This is a genomic window from Alphaproteobacteria bacterium (assembly GCA_041396705.1).
Classification (GTDB): domain Bacteria; phylum Pseudomonadota; class Alphaproteobacteria; order CALKHQ01; family CALKHQ01; genus CALKHQ01.
This window is the reverse complement of the sequence record JAWKYB010000002.1, coordinates 1-24,066: the sequence shown is the minus strand read 5'-3', so window position 1 is coordinate 24,066 and position 24,066 is coordinate 1. Positions and strand designations below refer to the sequence as shown.

At 71.2% G+C, this 24,066-nt stretch carries 23 protein-coding genes and 2 pseudogenes; 15 read left to right on the top strand and 10 right to left on the bottom strand.

The features are described 5' to 3' along the window. Window positions 1-109: 109 nt before the first annotated feature. On the top strand, window positions 110-661 hold the full coding sequence (locus tag R3F55_00145; protein MEZ5665859.1) for a hypothetical protein: 552 nt from the start codon (window positions 110-112) through the stop codon (window positions 659-661). A 15-nt stretch (window positions 662-676) separates the two neighbouring features. Here R3F55_00145 and R3F55_00140 read toward each other — a convergent pair whose 3' ends face one another. From R3F55_00140 to R3F55_00110, 7 genes and pseudogenes are all read right to left on the bottom strand, one after another. Next, window positions 677-1,519, bottom strand: a complete 843-nt coding sequence (locus R3F55_00140) for an ion transporter (GenBank protein MEZ5665858.1) — start codon at window positions 1,517-1,519, stop codon at window positions 677-679. 116 nt (window positions 1,520-1,635) lie between these two features. Further along, a complete protein-coding gene (locus R3F55_00135) occupies window positions 1,636-2,496 on the bottom strand; it encodes an ABC transporter permease (protein MEZ5665857.1) in 861 nt (286 codons plus the stop codon). Then, entirely contained in the window at window positions 2,486-3,442 is a 957-nt protein-coding gene (locus R3F55_00130; GenBank protein ID MEZ5665856.1) for an ABC transporter permease, read from the bottom strand. Before R3F55_00130 ends, R3F55_00135 begins: the two co-directional genes overlap by 11 nt. A gap of 49 nt (window positions 3,443-3,491) precedes the next feature. Then, window positions 3,492-4,983: pseudogene (locus R3F55_00125) on the bottom strand (ABC transporter substrate-binding protein). A gap of 16 nt (window positions 4,984-4,999) precedes the next feature. After that, window positions 5,000-5,986, bottom strand: a complete 987-nt coding sequence (locus R3F55_00120) for a P1 family peptidase (GenBank protein MEZ5665855.1) — start codon at window positions 5,984-5,986, stop codon at window positions 5,000-5,002. Beyond that, entirely contained in the window at window positions 5,986-7,476 is a 1,491-nt protein-coding gene (locus tag R3F55_00115; GenBank protein MEZ5665854.1) for a M81 family metallopeptidase, read from the bottom strand. The genes R3F55_00120 and R3F55_00115 overlap by 1 nt, the downstream gene beginning before the upstream one ends. 103 nt (window positions 7,477-7,579) lie before the next feature. Further along, a complete protein-coding gene (locus tag R3F55_00110) occupies window positions 7,580-9,211 on the bottom strand; it encodes a hypothetical protein (protein ID MEZ5665853.1) in 1,632 nt (543 codons plus the stop codon). Between the two features lie 233 nt (window positions 9,212-9,444). On the opposite strand from R3F55_00110, the gene R3F55_00105 reads away from it, so the two are divergent. Genes R3F55_00105 through R3F55_00095 form a run of 3 tightly spaced genes read left to right on the top strand, consistent with a single transcriptional unit; the run spans window position 9,445 to window position 10,708 of the window. Continuing rightward, a complete protein-coding gene (locus R3F55_00105) occupies window positions 9,445-9,906 on the top strand; it encodes a VOC family protein (protein ID MEZ5665852.1) in 462 nt (153 codons plus the stop codon). Then, complete coding sequence (locus tag R3F55_00100; GenBank protein ID MEZ5665851.1) at window positions 9,897-10,238, top strand: metalloregulator ArsR/SmtB family transcription factor; 342 nt, start codon at window positions 9,897-9,899, stop codon at window positions 10,236-10,238. The genes R3F55_00105 and R3F55_00100 overlap by 10 nt, the downstream gene beginning before the upstream one ends. Continuing rightward, a complete protein-coding gene (locus tag R3F55_00095) occupies window positions 10,235-10,708 on the top strand; it encodes an SRPBCC domain-containing protein (GenBank protein MEZ5665850.1) in 474 nt (157 codons plus the stop codon). Before R3F55_00100 ends, R3F55_00095 begins: the two co-directional genes overlap by 4 nt. Before the next feature lie 10 nt (window positions 10,709-10,718). Here the strand turns inward: R3F55_00095 and R3F55_00090 are convergent, their stop codons facing one another. After that, window positions 10,719-11,894 (bottom strand): MFS transporter, encoded by a 1,176-nt coding sequence (locus R3F55_00090; GenBank protein ID MEZ5665849.1) that lies wholly within the window; start codon window positions 11,892-11,894, stop codon window positions 10,719-10,721. Between the two features lie 260 nt (window positions 11,895-12,154). Here R3F55_00090 and R3F55_00085 point away from each other — a divergent pair, with 260 nt between their 5' ends. Beyond that, window positions 12,155-12,817 carry a DedA family protein gene (locus tag R3F55_00085; protein ID MEZ5665848.1) on the top strand — a complete coding sequence of 221 codons (663 nt, stop codon included), beginning with the start codon at window positions 12,155-12,157 and terminating at the stop codon, window positions 12,815-12,817. On the opposite strand, the gene R3F55_00080 is transcribed toward R3F55_00085, so the two are convergent. Beyond that, the gene (locus R3F55_00080) at window positions 12,814-14,004 is read right to left on the bottom strand and encodes a YbfB/YjiJ family MFS transporter (protein MEZ5665847.1); all 1,191 of its coding nucleotides are present in this window, start codon (window positions 14,002-14,004) and stop codon (window positions 12,814-12,816) included. The genes R3F55_00085 and R3F55_00080 overlap by 4 nt on opposite strands. Window positions 14,005-14,133: 129 nt before the next feature. Then, complete coding sequence (locus R3F55_00075; protein ID MEZ5665846.1) at window positions 14,134-16,587, bottom strand: transketolase; 2,454 nt, start codon at window positions 16,585-16,587, stop codon at window positions 14,134-14,136. 233 nt (window positions 16,588-16,820) lie between these two features. Here R3F55_00075 and R3F55_00070 point away from each other — a divergent pair, with 233 nt between their 5' ends. From R3F55_00070 to R3F55_00025, 10 genes and pseudogenes are all read left to right on the top strand, one after another. Next, window positions 16,821-17,267, top strand: a complete 447-nt coding sequence (locus tag R3F55_00070; GenBank protein MEZ5665845.1) for an SUF system Fe-S cluster assembly regulator — start codon at window positions 16,821-16,823, stop codon at window positions 17,265-17,267. 25 nt (window positions 17,268-17,292) lie between these two features. After that, window positions 17,293-18,810, top strand: a complete 1,518-nt coding sequence (gene sufB / locus R3F55_00065) for a Fe-S cluster assembly protein SufB (protein MEZ5665844.1) — start codon at window positions 17,293-17,295, stop codon at window positions 18,808-18,810. 2 nt (window positions 18,811-18,812) lie between these two features. Continuing rightward, window positions 18,813-19,076: a hypothetical protein gene (locus R3F55_00060; GenBank protein ID MEZ5665843.1), complete on the top strand. Its 264-nt coding sequence runs from the start codon at window positions 18,813-18,815 to the stop codon at window positions 19,074-19,076. 17 nt (window positions 19,077-19,093) lie between these two features. After that, complete coding sequence (gene sufC, locus R3F55_00055) at window positions 19,094-19,846, top strand: Fe-S cluster assembly ATPase SufC (GenBank protein ID MEZ5665842.1); 753 nt, start codon at window positions 19,094-19,096, stop codon at window positions 19,844-19,846. Continuing rightward, window positions 19,843-21,171, top strand: a complete 1,329-nt coding sequence (gene sufD, locus R3F55_00050) for a Fe-S cluster assembly protein SufD (GenBank protein ID MEZ5665841.1) — start codon at window positions 19,843-19,845, stop codon at window positions 21,169-21,171. The genes sufC and sufD overlap by 4 nt, the downstream gene beginning before the upstream one ends. After that, on the top strand, window positions 21,168-21,713 hold the full coding sequence (locus R3F55_00045; protein ID MEZ5665840.1) for an aminotransferase class V-fold PLP-dependent enzyme: 546 nt from the start codon (window positions 21,168-21,170) through the stop codon (window positions 21,711-21,713). The genes sufD and R3F55_00045 overlap by 4 nt, the downstream gene beginning before the upstream one ends. Then, a pseudogene (locus R3F55_00040) lies at window positions 21,701-22,413 on the top strand (aminotransferase class V-fold PLP-dependent enzyme). The gene R3F55_00045 and the pseudogene R3F55_00040 overlap by 13 nt, the downstream one beginning before the upstream one ends. A 60-nt stretch (window positions 22,414-22,473) precedes the next feature. After that, window positions 22,474-22,839, top strand: a complete 366-nt coding sequence (locus R3F55_00035; GenBank protein MEZ5665839.1) for a SufE family protein — start codon at window positions 22,474-22,476, stop codon at window positions 22,837-22,839. 31 nt (window positions 22,840-22,870) lie between these two features. Then, window positions 22,871-23,266 carry an SUF system Fe-S cluster assembly protein gene (locus R3F55_00030; GenBank protein MEZ5665838.1) on the top strand — a complete coding sequence of 132 codons (396 nt, stop codon included), beginning with the start codon at window positions 22,871-22,873 and terminating at the stop codon, window positions 23,264-23,266. Window positions 23,267-23,309: 43 nt separating this feature from the next. Next, window positions 23,310-23,648 (top strand): iron-sulfur cluster assembly accessory protein, encoded by a 339-nt coding sequence (locus R3F55_00025; protein ID MEZ5665837.1) that lies wholly within the window; start codon window positions 23,310-23,312, stop codon window positions 23,646-23,648. The last annotated feature ends 418 nt before the right edge of the window (window positions 23,649-24,066 follow it).

Here is a 24,066-nt window from a genome sequence, read left to right as displayed (position 1 = left end):
GGTCGGCGCGAAAAGACGGGTGGCGGCCATGAGGACTCAGCCGATCTGCACTTCGAGGCGCGGGATCCGGTCGGCCACGGCAGCGTGCTGCCTGGCGCTTGCACTCGCGGTGGCACCCGGTGCGCAAGCCGGCGAGCCGGGCGACACGACCATCACGCTGTTCGACGGCATCGGCGTTCTCGAGGACATCACCGAATACGCCCTGGGCGACGCGGCAGTGACGCCGACCGAGGACCGGATCATCGGGCTGGCCGCCAGCCACGCGTTGGGCTGGCTCGGCGACAGCCTGAGCATCGAGGCCGAGACCCAGGCCGTCTATCACTATGGCCGCGGCAATTTCGGCGAACTTGGCGCCACCCTGGTCGCCCGCTTCGACGGCGTCGAGCTGCCGGACTGGCTCGGCGGCATGAAGATCCTCGACGGCTTCTCGATCGGCGTCGGGCCGAGCGTGACCACCGCGATTCCGCCGCTGGAATCCGACCGCGGGCGGATCAGCCACGTGCTCAACCAGCTGATGCTGGAATATCTGGACCCGATGCCGGAGGGCGCCGAGGTCCAGACGGTGGAGCGCGTCCACCACCGCTCCGGCATCTTCGGCCTGATCAACGGCATCGTCGGCGGCTCCGATTATCTCGGCCGCGGCATCCGCTTCCGCTTCTGAGCCGCCTGCGCCGGGCTAGGTCGATCGGTCGCCGCCAATCGAGGCCCGCAGCGCCGCGATCTCGCGGCGCAGCGCGCGGACTTCGTCGGCCAGCGCCGGTTCCTCCAGGGTCGCGGTGCGCGAGGCGCCGGCATCGCCGCGCATCTCGGCCTCGTGCAGCATGTTCATCGAGTTCACGATCAGGGCGATGACGAGGTTGAGCACCGCAAAGGTGGTCAGCAGGATGAACGGCACGAACAACATCCAGGCCTGCGGATGGACCTCCATGACCGGCCGGACAATGCCCATCGACCAGCTTTCCAGGGTCATGATCTGGAACAGCGAGTACATCGACTCGCCGATTGTGCCGAACCACTGCGGGAAGGTCTGTGCGAACAGCGCGGTCGCGATCACCGCGAACATGTAGAACACGAGGCCGAGCAGCAGGACGATGCCGAGCATGCCGGGCACAGAGGTCAGCAACGCCGCCACCACGCGGCGGATCTGCGGCACCACCGACATCAGCCGAAGCACGCGGACGATCCTGAGTGCGCGCAGGACGGCCATTTCGCCCGAGGCGGGCATCAGCGCGAACGCCACGACCGCCGTGTCGAACAGGTTCCAACCGCTCCGGAAGAACCGCCAGCGGTAGGCGAACAGCTTCAATCCGATCTCGATGCAGAAGACGACGATCACCAGCAGGTCGAACGCCGCCAGCAGGGGCCCGACCGCGGCCACAACGCTGGCCGATGTCTCCAGGCCGAGGGTGATCGCGTTGGCAACGATCAGCCCGATGATGAAGCCCTGGAAACCGCGGCTGTCGACGAAGGCGCCGATCCGGGCGCGCAGACCCGGCGACGCCGGTGCCGTGTCCGGCATGATCAACTCCAAAATTGCTGACTGCGACCAGAGGCGGCGGCGCATCGCCTGCGCCGCCTAGAGCTAATGTCTGCGCTGCTGGATTCAAGCGGGACGGTATCGCCGGCCGGCGAGGTTCAGGCAAGCATCTGCGGTCGACCCACGGTGCGCGTGTCGAGCAGGTCGCGCAGGCCGTCGCCGAGCAGGTTGAAGCCGAGCACGGACAGCACGATGGCGAGGCCGGGGTAGACCGCCTGCATCGGTGCCATCCCGGTCATGGTCTGCATGTCGAACAGCATCTTGCCCCAGCTCGGGTGCGGCGGCTGGATGCCGAGGCCGAGATAGCTGAGGCCGGCGTCGGCCAGGATGGCGATGGCGAACTGGGTCGTGGCCTGCACTACCAGCACGCCGGCGATGTTGGGCAGCACGTGGCGGATCGCGATCATCGGCATGGTCTGGCCCATCGCCTGGGCGGCACGGACGAACTCGCGGGCCAGCACCGCTTTGGCGCTGCCGCGGGCGAGCCGCGCGAACACCGGAATGTTGAAGATGCCGATGGCGACGATGGCGTTGATCGCGCCCGGTCCCTGCCACGCCGTGAACAGCATCGCCGACAGGATGGCGGGGAAGGCGAAGACGAAGTCGGAGCAGCGCATCAGCACGGCCTCGACCACGCCGCCCTCGATCGCCGCGAACAGGCCGACGGCGACGCCGACGATCGCACCGATGGCAACGGCGACGATGCCGACCATCAGCGCGTTGCCGGCGCCGAGCATGATCCGGGTCAGCGTGTCGCGGCCGTACTGGTCGGTGCCCAGCGGGTGGGCGAAGCTGGGCGTCGCGAACCGGTTGGCGATCAACTGGTCCTCGATCCGATAGGGCGTCCAGACCAGCGACACCAGGGCGAGCAGCACCACGACCACGGTGATCGCAGCCCCGATCTGCAGATTCGGGTGGCCGCGCAGGCGGCGCAGCAGGCCGGCCAGCTCAGTGTCCATGACCGGCCGCACGGATGCGCGGGTCGAGCAGCAGATAGGCGGCGTCGACCAGGAAGTTGACCAGGATCACCATCGCGGCCAGGAGCAGCACCGCACCCTGTACGACGATCAGGTCGCGATTGCGGATCGCGCCGAGGATCAGCCCGCCGAGGCCGGGCAGGTTGAAGACGCCCTCGATGACGATGGCGCTGGCTACCAGGAACGAGAGCTGCAGCCCGATGATGGTGACGATCGGGATCATGGCGTTGCGCAACGCATGGCCGAGCAGCACCCGCGGCCAGGGCAGGCCCTTGGCTCGCGCCGTACGCACGTACATTTCGCCGAGAACTTCCAGCACCGCGCTGCGTACGACGCGGGCCAGGATGGCCGCCTGCGGCAGGGCCAGCGCGACTACCGGAAGCACCAGCGCCTCGATACCGGGCCAGAATCCGGCGGCCCAGCCGGGAAACCGGCCGGCCGGCAGCAGGCCGAGGCCGGTGGCGAACAGCATGATCAGCATCAGGCCGAGCCAGAAATTGGGAATCGCCACTCCGACCTGGGTGATGGCCATGATGCCATAGTCGCCGGCGCGCCGGTGGTTGGCGGCGGCGACGACGCCGAGCGGGATCGCCAGCAGCGTCGACAGCACGATGGCGCCGCAGGCCAGCGGCAGGCTGAGTTCCAGCCGTTCAGCGATCAGGCCGCTGACCGGCTGGCCGTAGGTGTACGAGGTGCCGAAGTCGCCGACCGCGATGCCGCCGACCCAGCCGAGGTAGCGCTCGAGCGGCGGCCGGTCGGTGCCGAGCTCCGCCCGCAGCGCCGCCAGGGTGTCGGGCCGCGCGTCGACGCCGAGGATCAGCGACGCTGCGTCGCCCGGCAGCAGGTCGACCAGCACGAAAACGATGACGCTGGCCGCGAACAGGGTCGCGCACAAGCCGATCAGCCGGCGGACCAGCTGGCTCAGCATCGCACGGCCGCCGGCCGGTGCCGTCCCCCGGCGGACGCTGCGCCCGCGGTCACTCCGCCCAAGACACTCCGGTCATGTCGTTGGCCTGGATCGGGCTGTTCACCCACATGCCCTGCAGCCTGCTGCTCCACACGCCGAGCTTGGCAAGCTGGAACAGGAACACGTTGGGCGAGTCCTCCGCGATGATCTCCTGGGCCTGGCCGTAGAGCGCATTCTGCTGGGCCACGTCCGGCGTGTCGGCGATCTCGGCCAGCAGCGCGTTCAGCGCGTCGCTGTGGTAGTTGAAGTAGTACTGGTCGCGGCCGTAGATGCCGATGTCGAGCGGCTCGGTGTGCGAGACGATCGTCATGTCGTAGTTGGTGTTCTTGAACACCGTGTCGAGCCACTGTGCCCATTCGACCGGCTCGATCTCGACGGTGACGCCGACCTGGGCCAGCTGGGCGGCGATGATCTCGCCGCCGCGCCGGGCATAGGACGGCGGCGGCAGGGTGAGCCTGGCGCTGAACCCGTCGGCGTAGCCGGCCTCGGCCAGCATCGACCGGGCCAGATCCGGGTCGTAGGGGTACATCCCGGTGAGGTCGAGATAGGCCGGCTGGTGCGGCGCGAAATGGCTGCCGATCGGCGTGCCGTAGCCGAACATGGCGCCATCGACGATGTCCTGGCGGTTGATGGCGTGGGCCAGCGCCCGGCGCACGCGGATGTCGTCGAACGGTGCGCGCGCGTTGTTGAGCGCGAGGATGGTCTCGCCCTCGGTGGTGCCGACCGCGACGGTGAAGGCGGGGTCGCTTTCGAACTGCGCCAGCGTCTCCGGCGCGCCCATGTTGGGGAAGGCGTCGACATCGCCGGCGAGCAGCGCCTGGACCTGGGCGGCGGCGTCGGTGATCACCTGGAAGGTGACCTGGCGCAGGGCCGGGGCCGCGCCCCAGTAGCCGTCGTAGCGGGTCAGCACGGATGCGGTCGCCCGGCACCCAGCGGTCGAAGCGGAACGGCCCGGTGCCGACCGGGTTGTGCTCGTTGCCGGCCGCCGTTTCCGGTGCGACGATCACCGCGTCGCCCCAGCCCATGTTCCACGGGAACTGCGCCGTCGGACGCTTGAGCGTGACCGCCACCGTCTGCGCGTCGACCGCCTTGACGCTGTCGATCGGCTCGAACAGGCCCTTCTGCGCGTTGGTGCTGTCCTCGGCACGGGCGCGGTCGAGCGAGAAGACGACGTCGTCGGCATCGAAGGCGCTGCCGTCGTGGAAGGTGACGCCGTCGTGCAGGCGGAAGGTGTAGACCAACCCGTCGGCGGAGACCTCCCAAGAGGCGGCCAGCGCCGGCTGTACGGCACCGGTCTGGTCGATCCGGGTCAGCCCTTCGAACACGTTGGCGTAGACCACCTCGTCGATCGCCGCCGCGGCGCCGCCGGTCGGGTCGAGCATCGGCGGCTCCAGGGCGACGCCGACGACGACGTCGTCGCGCTGGGCCTGGGCCGCGCCGATGCTGCCGACGATGGTCAGTGCAGCCAGAGAAAAACGTGCGAGAACAGGGCGTTGCGGCATCGGACTGGCTCCCTTCTCAACCCGGGTGGCGGTCACGATAGCTGGGCCAGGGCCCGTTGGAAACCGCGGCGTAGACCCCGCGGGCGACGGCGCGGGCCACACAATCGGCCGCCATCGCGCCGATCCTGGCCGTTTCGGCCACCGATGCCGGCTCGGCACGCGCAGCGGTCGCCAGCGTGAAGACCATGTCGCCGTCGAACGGCGTGTGGACCGGACGGATCGCCCGCGCCAGCCCGTCCTGGGCCATGACGGCGACCCGTTTGGCGGCGGCCTTGGTCAGCCGGGCGTCGGTGGCGACGACGACCAGCGTGGTGTTCTCCCGCTCCGCCGGCCGCGGCAGGTCGAGGTCGGTGCCGGGCATGGCGGCCGGCGGGCCGAGACCGCCAAATTCGTTGCCGCGCTCGAACGGCCATGCCCAGAACTGCGGCAGGCCGGGCATGGTCACCGAACCGGCCGCGTTGACCACGGCCAGCGCCGCCACGACCAGGCCTTCGGTCGCCAGCGAGGCCATGCCGAGCCCGCCCTGCAACGGCCCGGCGTGCGCGCCATGGCCGGCGCCGACGCTGCCCACCGCCGCGGTCTCCCCCACATTCTCCAGCGCCGCCCGCCCGAGCCGGGCATAGGGCGGCGTCTCGCCCCACGCCTTGTCGCCGCCGTTGTGCAGGTCGAAGCAGATCGCCGCGGGCACGATCGGCACGCAGGCGCCGCGATGCATGAAGCCGCGGCCGCGCGCGCCCAGCGCCGCCGTGACCGCCGAGGCCGCGTCCAGCCCGTAGACCGAGCCGCCGGCCAGCACCAGCGCGTCGATGCGGTCGACGGTCGCCACCGGGTCGAGCGCATCGGATTCGCGGGTGCCGGGCCCGCCGCCGCGCACGTCGACGGCCGCCAGCACCGGCCGGTCTGGCAGCAGCACCGTGACGCCGGTACGCACCGCGGCATCGTGGGCGTGGCCGAGCCGGATGCCGGCGACGTCGCACAGCCCGTTGGTGGGGCCGGGTCGCATCAGCGCGCAGTATCCGGGTCGAGCGGAAAGATCGGCCGGCGCAGCTTGCGATAGTGCAGCTGCGCGTTGTCGGAGGTGGTCACCCCGTTGCCGTCGCAGGTGAAGGTGTGGCGCACCAGCGGGCCCATGCCGGCCCGGTAATGGATCCGCGATTTCAGCAGCAGGTATCGCGTCGTCGACGGCTCGATGCCGACGCTGTGGAACAGACCGGCATCCCAGGGCTCGTGGTGCCGCGACACGATGACGATGCGCATCGAGCCGCCGTTCGCGGCCACGTCCAGCACCGCCGTCGGACCCATGTGCACCGTCACCCCGGTGTACATCGGACCTTCGACCCGATAGCTGCCGTCGGTGATGCGCGAGACGACGCCCTCGACCCGCAGCGGCCGGCCTGCACGGCCGATCGACGGCATGTCGGTCCGTCCGCCCAGGTCGAGCGCCACCCGCGCGCCTTCGCCGACCGAACGCAGGATTTCCACGGCCTGCGGATCCCAGACCGCGGCGACGGCGACGTCCTCCAGGCCCTGGCGCAGCACTTCCCCGATCACGGTCATGTCGTCCTGGGTGCCGCCCGAGCCGCAATTGTCGGCGTGGTCGAGCAGCGCCACCGGCCCGTCGGCCACCACCTTGGCCGCGGCGACGGCAGGTGCGAGCGGGCGCGCCCGGTAGACGAAATCCGCGCGCCGCGCCCAGGTGGCTTGCACCAGTTCCTCGGCCGCGGCCTCTGCCAAGGCAGGATCGCCGTCGGCGACGACGATGGCGGAGTTGCCGGCATCGGCGATGTCGGCATGGGGAAAGCCGCCGAAAACGGTCGCGGCGAGAACGCCGGGCCGCGCCTCCTGCGCGCGCGCCAGGGCGACGAGATCGCGCATCGGCGCGTCGTCGGTGCCCTGCATCAGGGTCTGGCTCAGCAACGGCGGCCGGCCCCAGGCCATCACCGGCCGGCAGCGGCCGGCGACGGACTCCAAGACGATGCGGCCAACCTGCGCGGCGACCGCATGCATGTCGGTGTGCGGATAGGTCTTGTAGCCGATCAGCGCCGTGCAGTTGTCGACCATCGCGGCGGTCAGGTTGCAGTGCAGGTCGCAGGTCACCGCGATCGGCAGGCCTGGGCGCCGGGCCCGCATCCGCCGCAGCAGCTCGCCCTCGCCGTCGTCGAGGTGCTCGGCGACCATGGCGCCGTGCAGGTCGAGCAGCGCCACGTCGATATCGTTGTCGAGCGCGTCGAGGATCGCGCCCGCCAGCCGTTCGTAGGCATCGCGATGGACCGGTCCGGAGGGCATCGCCTCCGCCGCCACCGGCGTCACGACCTCGGCGCCGGCCGCCTCGGCGAGGTCCAGATAGGCTGACAGCGGCATGCCGGTGCCGCGATATGCGGCGACCGCGTCGGCACCGAAGAACAGGCCCCAGTCGTCGAACCGTGCCAGATCGGTCGGCACCGGCGAGAAGGTGTTGGTTTCGTGCTTCATCATCGCGATGAGCACACGCATGCGGGGCTCCGGGCGTTCGCCAGCTGCAATTTGCCGCCAACCGGGGAGTCGGCGGCAACGCAGCGAGACTAGCGCATGGCCGTTGCCGCTGGCGAGCGGTTGATCAGCCGCCGAAGGGGCGGAACACCCACAGGTTGCCGGCCTGGCAGTACAGGTCTGCGCTCTGGTGCACGATGCTGCCGCCGGAGCGGGCCAGCGAATAGATCTCGCGGCAGTAGTCCGGGCCGGCATAACCCTCCTGCAGCACCTCGACATAGCCTTCGTAGCGTCCGTCGGGGCTGGTCCAGGGCCGGCGCTGGCCGACGCCGGCCTGGTGCAGCGCCTGCTGCTGGGTCTGACGCAACGCCTGCAGGCCGAGCGCATCGAGCGGGCGCGGCTGGCTCGGCGAGGGCAGCGGCACGGCATTGGTCTGCGGCCCCTGCACGATGGTGCTGTTGCGCGGGCTGGTGACCACGCTGGGCGGTGTCGGGACGACGACCGGCGGGGGACCGGCCCGCGCCGGCGTGAAGGCGGGCGGCTGCACGCGCGGGATATCCACGCTCGCGACCGTGCTCTGGCAGCTCTGCAGTTCGTCGGCCAGCGAGGCGATGCGCCCGTTCTGGTCGGCCGTCGTCGCGGTCAGGGTCTGCAGGTCCGCCTGCAGCCGGTCGCGCGCGTCCTGCGCATTGGCCAGGGTCGCCTGCAGGATATTGGCCCGCGCCTCGGCATCGGCGGCCCGCTGCTCCAGCTCGGCCAGCCGCGATTCCGCCTGCGCCGCCCGCTCGTCGGCGAGGTCGCCGCGGGTGGCGGCGGCGTCGGCGGCTTCGCGCGCCGCATCGGCGGCGGTGCGCGCCTCGTCGACGATCGCTGCCAAGGCGGTGGCGTCGCGCTTGGCCTCGGTGAGATCGGCCAGCGCTTCGTCGCGTTCGGCGACGGCGGCATCCAGCTCGTCGGTCAGCATCGCGACCCGGGTCTCAGCCGCCGCGATCTCCTGCCGGCGGGCGATCGCCTCGGCGTCGACCGCCTCAAGTTCGAGCTCAAGCTCGGACACGCGCATGCCGCTGTCGACCGCCTCGGCCTCGGCCGCAGCGACGGCCGCATTGAGCGCGTCGCGATCGGCGGAACAGGCGGCCTGGTCGTCGGCGCGCATGGTCATGGCAAGCTCGAGCGCAGCCTGCATGTCGACCAGCTGGCCGGTGGCGGCGGCGGCGTCGCCCTGGGTTTCCGCCAGCGCGGCCTCAAGCTCGGCGATCCGCGCCTCGGCGGCGCGCAGCGCCTCGGCCGTGGCCGGGTCGGTGGCCGCCGCGGACGGCTGCGGCTCTCCCTCCGGCGGCGTGGCGGCGCGCGCGACGATGTCGGCCGGGACCGGCGCGGGGACGGGACCGTCGGCAAAGGCCAGCGCCACGCCGCATTCCTGCGCCAGCCAGTCCGCCACATGGGTGGCGACCGGCACGGCGTCGATGTCGTTGCCCGGCCGGCCGCGCAGACTGGGCACGAAGCGGGCCATCAGCTGCGCGCCGGCGGACTGGCCGCCGCCCAGGCAGGCGCCGAGGTCGGCCCGGCCGAGCGCCTGGACCATGTCGGCCGCGCCCTGCAGGTAGTTGACGCAGCGGAAGGCGTTGATCGCGCCCAGTTGGCCCGGCTGGCTGGCGCCGTCACACCAGGTCAGCACCTCGCTGGCCGTCACCTCCGCGCGGGCCGGCGCGCCCGGCAGGGCAAGCAGCGGCAGGGCGGCCATCGCAGCCACCGCCGTCATGCGCCCCAGAACTCTCAATCCGTGCATCTCGTCGCGATCCGACAACCCTGGCATCCTAGCCGACCGAAGCTGGCCGCATAATGTGTCGCGAATATGATCGTGAGCCTAACGCGCCGGCGCTTCTTTCGCTCCCTGTCGACGCCATTTAATTTCCATTCGAGATAATAGTTGCCGAAAATGATAATTAAATGCATGATCCCCAGGCGCTTGAGGCTATGAGGAAGGAGCGAGGCATGGACGATCCGTTTGGCCGGCCGACGATGGGGTCCGCGCTGTTCTACCGCGATCCGCATGCCGCGCTGGACTGGCTGGAACGTGCGTTCGGCTTCGAGCGCACGATGGTGATCACCGACCAGGCCGGCAACCTGGGGCATGCCGAGATGCGGTTCGGCGACGGTTATCTGATGCTGGGCGGCGAATGGGCCGATCATACCGCCAGCCCCGCCTCGGTCGGCGGGCGCAACACCCAGTCGGTGCACGTGCATCTGCGCGACGACATCGACGGCCATTGCGCGCGGGCCCGGACCGCGGGCGCCGAGATCCTGCAGGAGCCCGGGGACCAGTTCTACGGCGACCGCACCTATCGCGCACGCGACTGCGAGGGCCACGTCTGGACCTTCGCCCAGTCGAAGCGCTACGTCTCGCGCGAGGACGCGGAGCGGGCGAGCGGTCTGAAGATCGAAGGCTGGGTTTGAAGCCCGCGACCCGGACGGTCGACGACACGCTGGCGGCGCTGGCCGACCCGCAGCGGCGGCGCATCGTCGAGCTGCTCGGCGCGCGGCCGCATCGCGCCGGCGAGCTCGCGGCCGCCGTCGGCGTGACCGCCCCGGCGATGAGCCGTCACCTGCGGACCCTGCGCGAAAGCGGGCTGATCGTCGATAGCCACCCCGCCTTCGACGCGCGGGTGCGCATCTACAGCCTGCAGCCGGCGCCGATGGCCGACCTCAAGCGCTGGCTGGAACGGACCGAGACGATGTGGGCCGACCAGCTTGCCGCGTTCAAGGCGCATGTGGAGGGCGAAGCGTGAGTGCGCGCATCCTGGTCGCGCTGCGGGTCGCCGCGTCGCCGGCCCGCGCGTTCGCGGCCTTCACCGACGAGATCGGGCAGTGGTGGCGGCCGAACGCCATGTTCGCCTTCACCAGGGGAGAGCCGGGCCGCCTGTCGTTCGAGCGATCCGCCGACGGAACGGGGCGGCTGATCGAGACCAAGGCGGACGGCAGCGTATTCGTGATCGGCCGGATCACCGCGTGGGAGCCGGGCGAGCGGTTGGCCTTCAGCTGGCGCCAGGCGAGCTTCGGGCCGGGCCAGGACACGCAGGTCGAGGTGCGCTTCGAGGCGGTCGGCGCGGAGACCCGGGTCAGTGTCGAGCATTTGGGCTGGGACGGCGTCCCGCAGGAGCACGTCGCCAGGCACCGCTTTCCCGACGCGATCTTCCTGCAGCGCCACGGCGAATGGTGGCAGGCGCAGCTGACGGCGCTGAAGCGCCGGTTGGCCTGACCGCTTCGCGTCAGCGCCCGACGGCCGTGTCGGCCGCCCCGGACGCGGAGACCGGCCGCGGGCTCAGCTGCCGCGTCAGCGCCAGGGCCAGCAGCAGGATCGGCAGCAGCACGGCGAAGGTCATGCGGATGCCGAACGATTCTGCCACGAAGCCCATCAGCGTCGGCACGCCGAGCATGATCAGGCTGGAGACCATGGTGATCGAGGTCACGTTTTCCGACGCCGGCCGGTCGCCGAGGCGGGCCGCCGCCGAGATGGTCAGCGGGTAGACCACGCTGACGCCGATGCCGAGCGCCGCGAAACCGGCCAGCGCGACGGCCAGGTTCTGCGACGCGAGCACCAGCGCCAGCCCGGCCAGGGCGACGGCCAGCAGGCCGGCCGCCAGCCGGACCGGGCCGAAGCGGTCGGCGAGGCGGTCGCCGACCATGCGGCCCGCCGACAGGGTCAGCAGGAAGGCGGGCAGGGTGAGCGCGTCGACCCAGTCGGCCGCGGCGAAGGTGTCGCGCATGAAGATCACCGACCAGGTGCGCACGGTGGCGTCGACCATGATGCCGGACAGGATGACGCCGACCAGCAGGAACGTCGCCCGCCGCGGCAGCACGAACACCTTCTTGCGCGCCGTGCCGGTATGGGCGCGCGGCGGCGAGGCGCGCATCGGCCAGATCACCGCGGCGGCGATAGCCAGCACCGCCGGTGCGACCAGGGCGAAGTGCAGCAATGGCGGCGCCGGGATGCCGCGGGCCGCCGCGCCCAGCAGCGAGGCGGCGAGAAAGCCGAGGCTCCACATGCCGTGGCAGCGGCTCATCACGCGGCGGCCGGTCGCCGCCTCGACCCGGTCGGCCTCGACGTTCATGGCGACGTTGGCCAGCGCGAAACTGAGGCCGTAGCCGAGCATCACCACGAAGGCGACGGCGCCGCTGTCGCTCAGCGCGAGCAGCACGGTCGCCACAGCGATCAGCGGAATGCAGGCGGCGAGCAGCGGTTTCGGGCCGATCCGCTCGATGATGAAGCTGGCGAAGACGAAGCTGGTCAGCGCGCCGATCGGCTGGCCCATCATCACCAGGCCGAGCTCGCCCTCGGTCAGGTCCAGCGCCACCTGGATGTCGGGAATGCGCGGGAACAGGCCGCCGCCGGCGAAGGCCTGGACGAAGAACACGACCATGATGGCGGCCTGCGGCGAAAGCATCGGACCTGTCCGCGGGAAGTGGCGTCGGCACGGCGCGCGCCGGGCGGCGCACCGTGCCGCACTGTCGCGCCAAATGCGCGGCCGGTCCATCGCCCAGCCGCATCGCAAGCATCGGTGTGCCGCAAGCCGCTGCCCGCTCGGGGGGCGAAACGTCTCGTCAACCCGTATCGGTCACGCTACTGTAATCGTTCCGCCCCACTAAGGCGCGGTTCCATCGCCATCTAGCACCCGGACCGAAGGGACGCCAGGAGGAGACGCCCTTGGAGGAGATCGCGCAGCTCATCGCCGAGTACGGCTTTCTGTTCTACGGGATCACCTTCATCTGGACGTTCCTGGAGGGCGAGACCTTCGTGATCTTCGCCGGCGCCCTCGCGGTCGCAGGCCTCGGCCAGCCGCCGGCGCCGCCGCCGGTCAACATCTACTGGCTGATCGTCGCGGCGTGGACCGGCAGCTTCTGCGGCGACCAGGTCTACTTTCTGCTCGGCCGCCGCTACGGCAATCGCATCCTGCACCGCTTTCCGCGCATCCAGGGCGGCGTGCAGCTGGCCATCGACCTGCTGCATCGCCACCACACGCTGTTCATCCTGACCTACCGCTTCATGTACGGCGTACGCAACTTCGCCAGCCTGGGCATGGGCATGAGCGAGCTGACCTGGGCCCGCTTCGCGGCGCTGAACTTCATCGCGGCGTTCATCTGGGCGAACAGCTTCGCCTGGGGCGGCTACGCGCTCGGCTATTTCGCCGCCAGCGCGCTCGGCTCGATCGACTTCGGCTACATCATGCTCGGCATGCTGCTGCTGGTGCTGGGTATCGTCGGCGTGCTGCACTGGCGCGGCAAGCAGTCCTACCGGCGGGCGCTGGCGCGCACCGTCTCGGCCCACAGCCACGACCCGGCGAGCGTGATCGAGCAGCGCAACCGCTAGCGGCGACCGGCCGACCAGGCGAGCAGGGCGGCCGCGACCAGCGCCGCCGCGGCGCCGTACAGTGCCGGCGCCAGGGTGCCGGCGGCGTCGCGGACCATGCCCGCGGCGGTCGGCCCGACGATCTGGCCGACGCCGAAGGCGGCCGTCATGGCGGCGAGCGCGCGGCGCGGATCGCCGCCCGCCAGGGTGCGGGCGGCCTGCAGGCCGAGGGCGGTGATCCCCATGAAGGTGCCGCCGAGCAGCAGCGCACTGGCGGCCAGCGCCACGGCGCCGTCGCCGACGGCCCCGATCGCGACCCCGGCCGCCTCGGCCACGCAGGCGATCGCAGTGGCGACGAGCACGCCGAACCGGCCGGCGACGCGCCCCCACAGCGCCACCGACGGGATCGCCGCCGCGCCGAACGCGACCCAGGCCAGCGTTTCCAGCAGCGGCTGCTGCAGCTGGCTGCGCACCATTGCCACCAGGAAGGTCGCGGTGATGACGTAGCCGAAGCCGAACAGGCCGTAGGCCAGGACGACGCGGCCGAATCCGGTGGCGCCGCGCCGGGGCAGCGCCGGCGCCGGGCCCGGCGCGGCGGCGGGCTCCGGCGGCAGCAGGCGGGGCACGGCGACGGCGGCGGCGACGGCGGGCAAGGCGGCGGCCAGCCAGGCCGCGCGCCAGTCGCCACCGAGCGCGGCGACGACGCCGACCACGGCCGCGCCCACGACGATGCCGGTGCCGACTCCGGCGAAATGGATGGCGACCGCCGCCCGCGACCCGGCGGCGATCTCGAGCACAGCCGCCGAGGCATAGACCAGCACGAAGGCACTGGCCGCGCCGCCGGCGAAGCGCAGCGCCAGCAGGGTCGGCAGCCAGCCGCTGGCGGCCGTGGCGGCCAGCAGCGCCGCGTTGGCCCACAGCGCCGCCAGCAGCCAGGTGCGGCGGCTGCCCGGCAGGGCGGGCAGGGCGGCTGCCAGTGCGCCGACCAGGTAGCCGAGGAAGTTGGCCGAGGCGATCAGCCCGGCGGCGCCGGACGAGAGGCCGAGCTGGTCCATCATCTCGGGCAGGATCGGTGTGTAGACGAATCGGCCGATGCCCAGCGCGGCGGCCATGGCGGCCATGCCGGCCCAGGCGGCGCGGTGCGCCTGCGCCACGGTCGCGCCTGCGGCGCGGCCGCGGCGGGCTGTCTCGATCGGCGCTGGCCGCATGGATGCCGTCCCGTTTTCCTCAGGCCGGCAACCTAGGGCGCGGGCGCCGCGGCGGGTATAGCCGGTTCGGCATGGCTGCCATCGCGCCGGGCGATGGCGATGCGCCCGCCCGCAGCCTTGGCCGTTCGGCTACCGGTCGAGCAGTGCCCGCGCCGCCGCGTCGAGAATGGCGTCGGCGTCGAGGCGGTGGTGACGGTAGAGGTCGGGGATGCTGCCCGACTGACCGAAATGCTCGACGCCGAGCGCCTGGACGTGGTGCCCGCGCACCGCGCCGATCCAGGCCAGCGTCGCCGGGTGCCCGTCGATCACGGTGACCAGCGCGGCATCGGCCGCCAGCGGGGCGAGCAGGGTCTCGACGTGGCACGGCACGGCGCCGCGGGCGTCGGCGCCCTCGCGCGCGCGCTCTGCCGCATGCCACGCGGCGTTGAGCCGGTCGGCCGAGGTCACCACCAGCAGGCCGGCTCCGGGCACGTCCTCCAGGATCTGGTCATAGGCGGCGAGGGCCTCCGGCGTCACCGCGCCGGTGCAGACGATGGCGAGCTCGGCCCCCGGCGCCGGTTCGCGCAGCCAATAGCCGCCGTCGATGACCTGGCGGACCAGCGCCTCGTCCATCGTGCGCTCGGGCTGGGCGACCGGCCGGGTGCTCAGCCGCAGATAGACCGAGCCGCCGGCGTTGTCGCGCAGCCAGCCGGGCCGGCCTTCGCCCCCGGTTTCGTCATGGGCGTCGCGCTGCATGTAGTCGAACGCCCAGGTCATCACAGCCTGCACCTCGTCGATGAAGGCCGGCTCGAAATAGGCGAGTCCGTCCTGGGCCATGCCGATCAGCGGGGTCGAGATCGACTGGTGGGCACCGCCTTCCGGCGCCAGGCTGACACCGGACGGCGTCGCGACCAGCAGGAAGCGTGCGTCCTGGTAGCAGGCATAGTTCAGGGCATCGAGCCCGCGCATGATGAACGGGTCGTACAGGGTGCCGATCGGCAGCAGCCGCGCGCCGAACAGGCTGTGCGACAGCCCCATCGCCGCCAGCGCCAGGAACAGGTTGTTTTCGGCGATGCCCAGCTCGACGTGCTGGCCCTTCGGCGACATCGCCCAGCTCTGCGCCGACACCACCTTCTCCTCGCGGAACACGTCCTTCATGTCGTGGCGGCTGAACACGCCGCGCCGGTTCACCCACGGGCCGAGGTTGGTCGACACGGTGACGTCGGGCGAGGTGGAGACGATGTGGTCGGCGAAGGCGGCGGTCGTGCGGCCGAGCTCGTTCATCACCCGGCCGAAGCCCTCCTGGGTCGAGGCGGTCTCGCCCGGCCGGCCGACCGCGGGCAGCGGCTCGATCGCCAGCCGCGGCGCCGGGTGCCGGCGGGTGCCGCGCGCGTTGAACGGCACGCGGTCGAGGAAGGCCTGCAGCCGCTGCTCGCCGAGGGTGAGGCCGGCGAAACGCTCCCACTCGGCGCCGTCGGCCACGTCCATCGACCGCTTGAACGCAGCCATCTGGTCCGGATTCATCAGGCCGGCGTGGTTGTCCTTGTGGCCGGCAAACGGCAGGCCGTGGCCCTTGATGGTGTAGCAGATGAAGCAGGTCGGCACGTCGTCGCCGGCGGCGGCCGAGAACGCCTCCAGCACCGTCTCGAGGTCGTGGCCGGCCAGGTTGGTCATCAGCGCGTGCAGCGCGGCATCGTCGTGCGCGGCGATCAGCGCGGCGACCCCTGGCTCGTCGCCCAGGTCGCGCAGCAGGTGCTCGCGCCAGGCGGCGCCGCCCTTGTAGCACAGCGCCGCATAGAGCGAGTTCGGGCAGCCGTCGATCCAGCGGCGCAGCGCGGCGCCGCCGGGCCGCGTGAACGCAGCCTCCAGCCGGCGGCCGTATTTCAGCGTCACCACCCGCCAGCCGACCGCCTCGAACAGCTTGTCGATCTGGGTGAACAGCCGGTCGCTGACCACGGCGTCCAGGCTTTGCCGATTGTAGTCGATCACCCACCAGACGTTGCGGACGTCGTGCTTCCAGCCCTCCAGCATCGCCTCGTAGACGTTGCCCTCGTCGAGCTCTGCGTCGCCGACCAGCGCGACCATGCGCCCGCCGGTCGCCGCCTCCAGCCCCATGCCCTTCAGCCGCACGTAGTCCTGGATCAGCGCGGCGAACAGCGTGACCGCGACGCCGAGGCCGACCGAGCCGGTGGAGAAATCGACGTCGTCGCGGTCCTTGGTCCGCGACGGATAGGACTGGGCGCCGCCATAGGCGCGGAAGCGCTCCAGCGTCGCGCGGTCCTGGTTGCCCAGCAGATACTGGATGGCGTGGAACACCGGGCTGGCGTGCGGCTTCACCGCCACCCGGTCCTCCGGGCGCAGCACGTGCAGGTAGAGCGCGGTCATCAGCGTGGCCAGCGACGCGCTCGACGCCTGGTGCCCGCCGACCTTGAGTCCGTCCGGACTCGGCCGCAGGTGGTTGGCATTGTGGATGGTCCACGAGGCCAGCCACAGGATCTTGCGTTCCAGCGCGCGCAGGGTCTCCAGTTCCTCGGCGCTCAGCGGCGGCGCGATGTTGTGGCCGGGGCGGGCGGCCCCGGCGTCGGCATGCTTGGCGTCGCTCATCCCTCGCTCCCCGCGTTCGGTCCCGCAGCAGTATAGTGGCGGCGCGCCGGCTCCAGGCAATGGCCTGCGCGTCCCCGCGCGCCGCCGCCGCCTGCGGCCTGCCATTCTGCCGCAGCGAAGCATGGATTCCGTGTCAGATTCGGCTTGCCTCCGCGGGCGCGGCTGCTAAGTAAGGCAAAACCGGACCAGTTGAGTCCGCTATTCGCCGCAAGGCGCAGTTATCCGGAGCGTGCGTGTTCAGGCTCAGCCGAATGACCGACTATGCGGTGGTGGTGATGGCGCAGCTGACGCGCGTGCCCGGCACCGTTGTCACCGCGACCGAGCTCGCCGAGCAGGTCGGGCTGCCGGCGCCGACCACGTCGAAGGTGCTGAAGGCGCTGGTGCGGCAGCGGCTGGTCCGCTCGCAGCGCGGTGTCGCCGGCGGCTATGTCGCCGACCGCGCCGCGGACGACATCGCGCTGACCGAGATCATCACGGCGATCGACGGGCCGGTGGCGCTGACCGCGTGCGTGGATGCGGCGGCGGGCCAGTGCAATGTCGAGCTGATCTGCCCGGTGCGCGGGCGGTGGGACAAGGTCAACGCCGCCATCCGCGGCGCGCTCGACGGCATCTCGCTGGCCGAGCTGACCGCGCCGCCGTCCTTCCTGCAACCGGACGAGCGCGCCCGCGCAAGCGCCTGAGACGCAACGGAGAGACGGGATCCCCATGCCTGACGGCACCAGCGAGACCGGGCTGCAGGACGCCGAGCTGCAGAAGGCGCGCGCCGAGACCTATGCCAAGGTCCGCGAGGCGACCGGCGACGCCTATAAGTACGGCTTCGTCACCGACATCGACATGGATCGGGCGCCGAAGGGCCTGAACGAGGACATCATCCGCTTCATCTCGGCGAAGAAGGCGGAGCCGGCGTGGCTGCTGGAATGGCGGCTGAAGGCCTATCGCCGCTGGCTCGACATGCCGGAGCCGGACTGGGCGCTGCTGGACTACCCGCCGATCGACTACCAGGACTCCTACTATTTCGCCGCACCCAAGGCCAAGGACGGTCCGAAGAGCCTGGACGAGGTCGACCCGGAGCTGCTGCGCACTTACGAGAAGCTCGGCATCTCGTTGAAGGAGCAGGAGGTTCTGGCCGGCGTCCAGGGTGCGCCCCGGGTCGCGGTCGACGCCGTGTTCGACAGCGTGTCGGTGGCGACCACCTTCCGCAAGGAGCTGGAGAAGGCCGGCGTCATCTTCTGCTCGATCTCCGAGGCGGTGCGCGACCATGCCGACCTGGTGCGCAAGTATCTGGGCAGCGTGGTGCCGCCGGGCGACAACAAGCACGCCTGCCTGAACTCGGCCGTATTCACCGACGGCACCTTCGTCTACGTGCCGCAGGGTGTGCGCTGCCCGATGGAGCTGTCGACCTATTTCCGCATCAACGCGGAGAAGACCGGCCAGTTCGAGCGCACCCTGATCGTCGCCGACGCCGGCAGCTATGTCAGCTATCTGGAAGGCTGCACCGCGCCGATGCGCGACGAGAACCAGCTGCACGCCGCCGTGGTCGAGCTGGTCGCGCTCGACGACGCCGAGATCAAGTATTCCACTGTGCAGAACTGGTACCCGGGCGATGCCGAGGGCCGGGGCGGCATCTACAACTTCGTCACCAAGCGCGGCGCCTGCCGCGGCCGCAACGCCAAGATCGCCTGGACCCAGGTCGAGACCGGCTCGGCCATCACCTGGAAATACCCGAGTTGCATCCTGCAGGGCGACGGCTCGGTCGGCGAGTTCTACTCGGTGGCGATCACCAACAACCGCCAGCAGGCCGATACCGGCACCAAGATGATCCATCTTGGCAGGAATACGCGCTCAACCATTGTTTCAAAAGGGATATCGGCCGGGCGCGCCCAGAACACCTATCGCGGCCTGGTGCGGGTCTCCGCCCGCGCCGACAACGCGCGCAACTACACCCAGTGCGACAGCCTGCTGATCGGCGACCGCTGCGGCGCCCACACCGTGCCCTATATCGAGACGCGCAACGCCACCGCCCAGGTCGAGCATGAGGCGACCACCTCGAAGATCAGCGACGAGCAACTGTTCTACTGCCGGCAGCGCGGGCTGAGCCCCGAGGATGCCGTGTCGCTGATCGTCAACGGCTTCTGCAAGGAGGTGATGAAGCACCTGCCGATGGAATTCGCGGTCGAGGCGCAGAAGCTGATCGGCATCAGCCTGGAAGGGAGCGTGGGCTAGACATGTCCGGAGACCACTGGTTCGAGCCGAAGCCGGTCGGCTATGGCGCCCGACCGGCCAACTGGAAGGGATGGGCGGCCCTGTTGGTGTTCATCGCCGTGGTCGCGGTGCTGGCGATCGTCTGCTTCGCCGCGGGCGTGCCGACCGGCACCGACGTTGCGGTGTTCGTGGCCGGCACCCTGGTCGCCACCGTCGCACTGGTCGTGGTCGCCCGGGTCAAGACCAGGGGCGCGTGGCGCTGGCGCTCGCGGAGCGCCGACCGTTGACCGGCGAACGAGAGACCATGCTGCAAATCGACGATCTTCACGTCGCGGTCGATGACCGCGAGATCCTCAAGGGCCTGTCGCTGGCGATCGCGCCCGGCGAGGTGCACGCGATCATGGGCCCGAACGGCTCAGGCAAGAGCACGCTCAGCTATGTGCTCGCCGGCCGCGAAGGCTACGACGTCACAAAGGGGACCGTGGCGTTCCAGGGCCGGGACCTGCTGGCGCTGGCGCCGGAGCAGCGAGCCGGCGCCGGCATCTTCCTGGCCTTCCAGTATCCGGTGGAGATCCCCGGCGTCACCACCATGACGTTCCTGCGCTCGTCGCTGAACGCGGTGCGGGTGATGCGCGGCGAGCCGGAGCTGAACGCGGTCGACTTCCTCAAGCTGGTCCGGGCGAAGGCGGCCAGGCTGAACATCTCGGACGAGATGCTGAAGCGCGCGGTCAACGTCGGCTTCTCCGGCGGCGAGAAGAAGCGCAACGAGGCGCTGCAGATGGCGCTGCTGGAGCCGCGGCTGGCGATCCTGGACGAGACCGACTCCGGCCTCGACATCGACGCGCTAAAGACGGTGGCCGACGGGGTCAACGCCCAGCGCGGGCCCGACAACGCCATGCTGGTCATCACCCACTACCAGCGGCTGCTCGACTACATCGTGCCGGACCGGGTGCACGTGCTGGCCGACGGCCGCATCGTGCGGTCCGGCGGCAAGGAGCTGGCGCTCGAGCTGGAGCGCAAGGGCTATGCCGAGATCACCGCGGCGGCGGCGGCATGAGCGGCACGACCGACCTGAACGCGACGATCGAGGCGGCCGAGGCGGGCCGTGCCCGCGCCTATGCGGCGCACCGCGCGGCATTGCCCGGTGCTGGCACGCCCTGGCTCGACGCGCTGCGCGACGCCGCCATGGACGCCTTCGCCGCGACCGGCCTGCCGAACCGGCGCATGGAATCCTGGAAATACATAGACTTGCGTGCCATTGCGGAGACGGAGTGGCAGCTTGCTGCGCCCGCCGGCGCCGTCGATCTGTCGGCGCCGCTGTGTGCCGACGCGGTGCGGCTGGTCACGGTCGACGGCCGCTATCGCCCCGATCTGTCCGACCGCCCGGAGCCGGGCGTCGCGGTGACCGGCATGGCCGAGGTGCTGGCCCGTGGCGACGCGTCGGCCGAGCGGGCGTTCGGTCCTGCGGCCTGGGGGCGGTCGGGCCCGATGATCGCGCTCAACACCGCGCTGGCGGCCGACGGCCTCGTCATTGCCGTCGCCGAGGACGCCCAGATCGCGCGCCCGGTCGAGATCCTGCACTGGTCGACCGCCGCGCCGGCGCCGACCGAATATCACGCGCGCCATGCCATGCTGCTCGACGCCGGGGCGCGGCTGACCGTGGTCGAGCGCTTCGCCGGTGCGGCCGGCGCGCCGGTGCTGGCCAACCACGGCTGCGCCGTCGCTCTCGCCCGCGGCGCGATCCTCGATCACGTGCGGTTGCAGGACGAGGCCGCCGCCACGCTGCACATCGCCGCGAACGACGTGCGGCTGGCCCATGGCGCGGCCTATCGCGGCAGCTGTTTCGGCCTCGGCGCCGCGGCGGCGCGGGTCGATCTCGACGTCGTGCTGGCCGAGGAGCGGGCGTCGTTCGACCTCGCCGCGGCCTATCTGGCGCGCGGCAGCCAGCAGGCCGACCTGACCACCCGCGTGCGCCACGCCGCGCCGCACGGCTCCAGCGCCCAGCTGGTCAAGGGCGTGGTCGACGGCCGCGCCCGCGGCATCTTCCAGGGCGCGATCGCGGTCGAACCGCACGCCCAGCGCACCGAGGCGCGCCAGTACGGCCGCGCGCTGCTGCTGTCGCGCGAGGCCGAGGTCGACACCAAGCCGGAACTCCGGATCGAGGCCGACGACGTGCAGTGCGCCCATGGCGCCGCCATCGGCGCCCTGGACGCCGACCAACTGTTCTATCTGCGCGCCCGCGGCATCGACGCGACGACCGCGCGCGCCATGCTGGTCGAGGCCTTCGTCGGCGAGGTGGTCGCGCGGGTGCCGGTGGAGCCGGTGCGCGCCGCGCTTGCAAGCCTGGCCCATGCCTGGCTGGCCGGGGAGCGCGCGGCATGAGCGAGGTCAGCAGGCTGCAGCCGGCGGACAACCTGCCGCCGTTCGACGTCGCCGCGCTGCGCGCCGAGTTCCCGATCCTGTCGCGGCAGGTCCACGGCAAGCCGCTGGTGTTCCTCGACAGCGGCGCCTCGGCGCAGAAGCCGCGCGCGGTGATCGACGGCATGGCTGAGATGATGCGCACCCGCTATGCCAACGTGCACCGCGGCGTGCACACGCTGAGCCAGGAGGCGACCGACGACTTCGAGGCGGCGCGCGGCCGCATCGCCCGCTTCCTCAACGCCGCCGAGGACGACGAGATCGTCATCACCCGCAGCGTGACCGAGGCGATCAACCTGGTCGCCTTCAGCCATGGCCGCCGCACGGTCGGCGCCGGCGACGAGATCCTGGTCTCCGAGATGGAGCACCACGCCAACATCGTGCCCTGGCAGCTGCTGGCCGAGCAGGTCGGCGCCCGGGTCCGCGCGATCCCGATCACCGACGCGGGCGAGCTGCGGCTCGACGCTCTGGCCGCCATGCTCGGCCCGCGCCCATGGTCGCGGTGACCCGTATCCGCGTTCTCGGCACCGTCAGCCCGGTGGCGGAGATCGTGCGCATCGCGCACGACCGCGGTGTGCCGGTGCTGCTCGACGGCGCCCAGGCCGCGGTGCACGGGCCGGTCGACGTGCGCGCGCTCGACGTCGATTTCTACAGCTACCGGCCACAAGCTCTACGGGCCGACCGCGGTCGGCGTGCTCTACGACAGCGCGCGCTGCTGGAGGCGATGCCGCCTTGGCAGGGCGGCGGCCGGATGATCGACCGGGTCGGCTTCGCCGGCTCCAGCGACCGCCGCCGCACCAGTTCGAGGCCGGCACGCCGCCGATCGTCGAGGCGGTGGGCCTCGGGCTTGCCATCGACTTCGTCGGCCGGCTGGGCTGGGACGCGATCCAGGCGCACGAGCAGGGCCTGCTGGCGGCCGCCTCCACCCGGCTTGCCGCCGTCGACGGGCTGCGCATCCTCGGCACCGCCCCGGACAAGGCGGCGATCGTCTCCTTCGTCGTCGACGGCGTCCATTCGATGGACCTGGCGATGATGCTGGACCGCGCCGGCGTCGCCGTGCGCGTCGGCCATCACTGCGCCGAGCCGCTGATGACCCGGCTTGGCGTCGATTCGACCGTGCGCGCGTCCTTCGCCGCCTACAACCTTCTGGCCGAGGTCGACGTGCTGGCCGACGCCGTCGCCCATGCGGTGGGGCGCCTGCGATGAGCGCCGGCATGGCCGCCTATGAGGAATTCGCCGCCTCGCTGGAGGCGGCTCGATGACGATATGCGGTTCCAGTACATCATCGACCTGGCCAAGGACGCGCGCCAGGACCCGTTTCCGGCGGCGGCGATGGTGGACGCCAACCTGATGCACGGCTGCATGTCCAAGGTGTGGATCGTCCACGAGGTGCGCGACGGCCGCCACTGGTTCCACGGCCACAGCGACGCGCTGATCGTCGAGGGCCTGGTCCACATGATGACCCGTTCGTTCAGCGGCTTGACCGCCGCGGAACTGGCCAGCATCTCACTGGATCACGTCCGGCGGCTGAACCTGGGCGCGCTGACCACCCAGCGCCAGGTCGGGATGATGGCGATGCTGAAGCACATGCAGAAGCTGGCCGGCGCCCGCAGGGTGGCCGCCGATGCCTGAGACCGAGACGGAGCGGCAGGGAGCGCCCGCGATGGAAAGCGATGTGAGCAACGCCACGGCAGAGCCGGCGCGGCCGGGCTATCGGCCATGGTCGCCCGACGACGGCGGCGAGGTACCGGCGACCCGGCCCAGCGAGGCCGACGTCATCCAGGCGCTGTGCACGGTCTACGACCCGGAGATCCCGGTAAACATCTATGAACTGGGACTGGTCTATGACGTGACCGTGCACGACGACGGCAAGGTCGAGGTGCTGATGACGCTGACCTCGCCCGGCTGCCCCGTTGCGGTCGAAATGCCGGGCTATGTGGAGGCGGCGGTGGCCCAGGTCGACAAGGTCACCTCCGTACAGGTCGACATCACCTGGGACCCGCCCTGGACCGCCGACATGATGAGCGAGGCGGCGCGGCTGGAACTGGGCTTCATGTGATCGCCGGCGGCGATCGCGGCAAGAGGACGGAGCGGCAAGAGACATGGCACTGGGCGCGGCAATTCAGATCAGCGACGCGGCGGCGGCGCGGGTGAAGCAGATGCTGGCCGACGCCGACGACGGCGTCATCGGCGTCAAGCTCGGCGTGAAGGCGCGCGGCTGTTCCGGCCTGAAATACGACATGAGCTTCGTCCGCGAGGTCGCGCCCCACGACGAGGTGGTCGAGGACAAGGGCGTCACGGTGATCATCGACCCGGCCGCGGTGATGTTCCTGCTCGGCTCGACCATGGACTACAGGGACGACGCCTTCGAAAGCGGCTTCGTCTTCAAGAACCCCAACGCCAAGGGCACCTGCGGCTGCGGCGAGAGCTTCCACGTCTGACATCGGCTGAAGAGCGGCCTTCGAGACGCGCGCCTGCGGCGCGCTCCTCAGGATGAGGGGCGGCAGGGTGTGCCATCGGCGGCCTGGGATGGAGTCCCGCATCGGATCGCCCAGCCGGATTCCCCCAGCGTCGATCGGCACAGCGCGCCACGCCCCGCCGCATCGCCTGCGGCCCTTGCACCGGCGCCCGGACGCACCGCACGCAACCCCCGCATCGCCGTGATGTCCGTCCGCCACCGCACCGGCGCCCCTCATCCTGAGGAGGCGCCCGGAGGGCGCCGTCTCGAAGGACGCACGGGCCGCGGTGCGCGCGGTCGATCCGCGACGCGATCTGCCCGGGACCGGGCCGGGTGCGTCCTTCGAGACGCGCGCCTGCGGCGCGCTCCTCAGGATGAGGAACGTCAGGGCGTGCCATCGG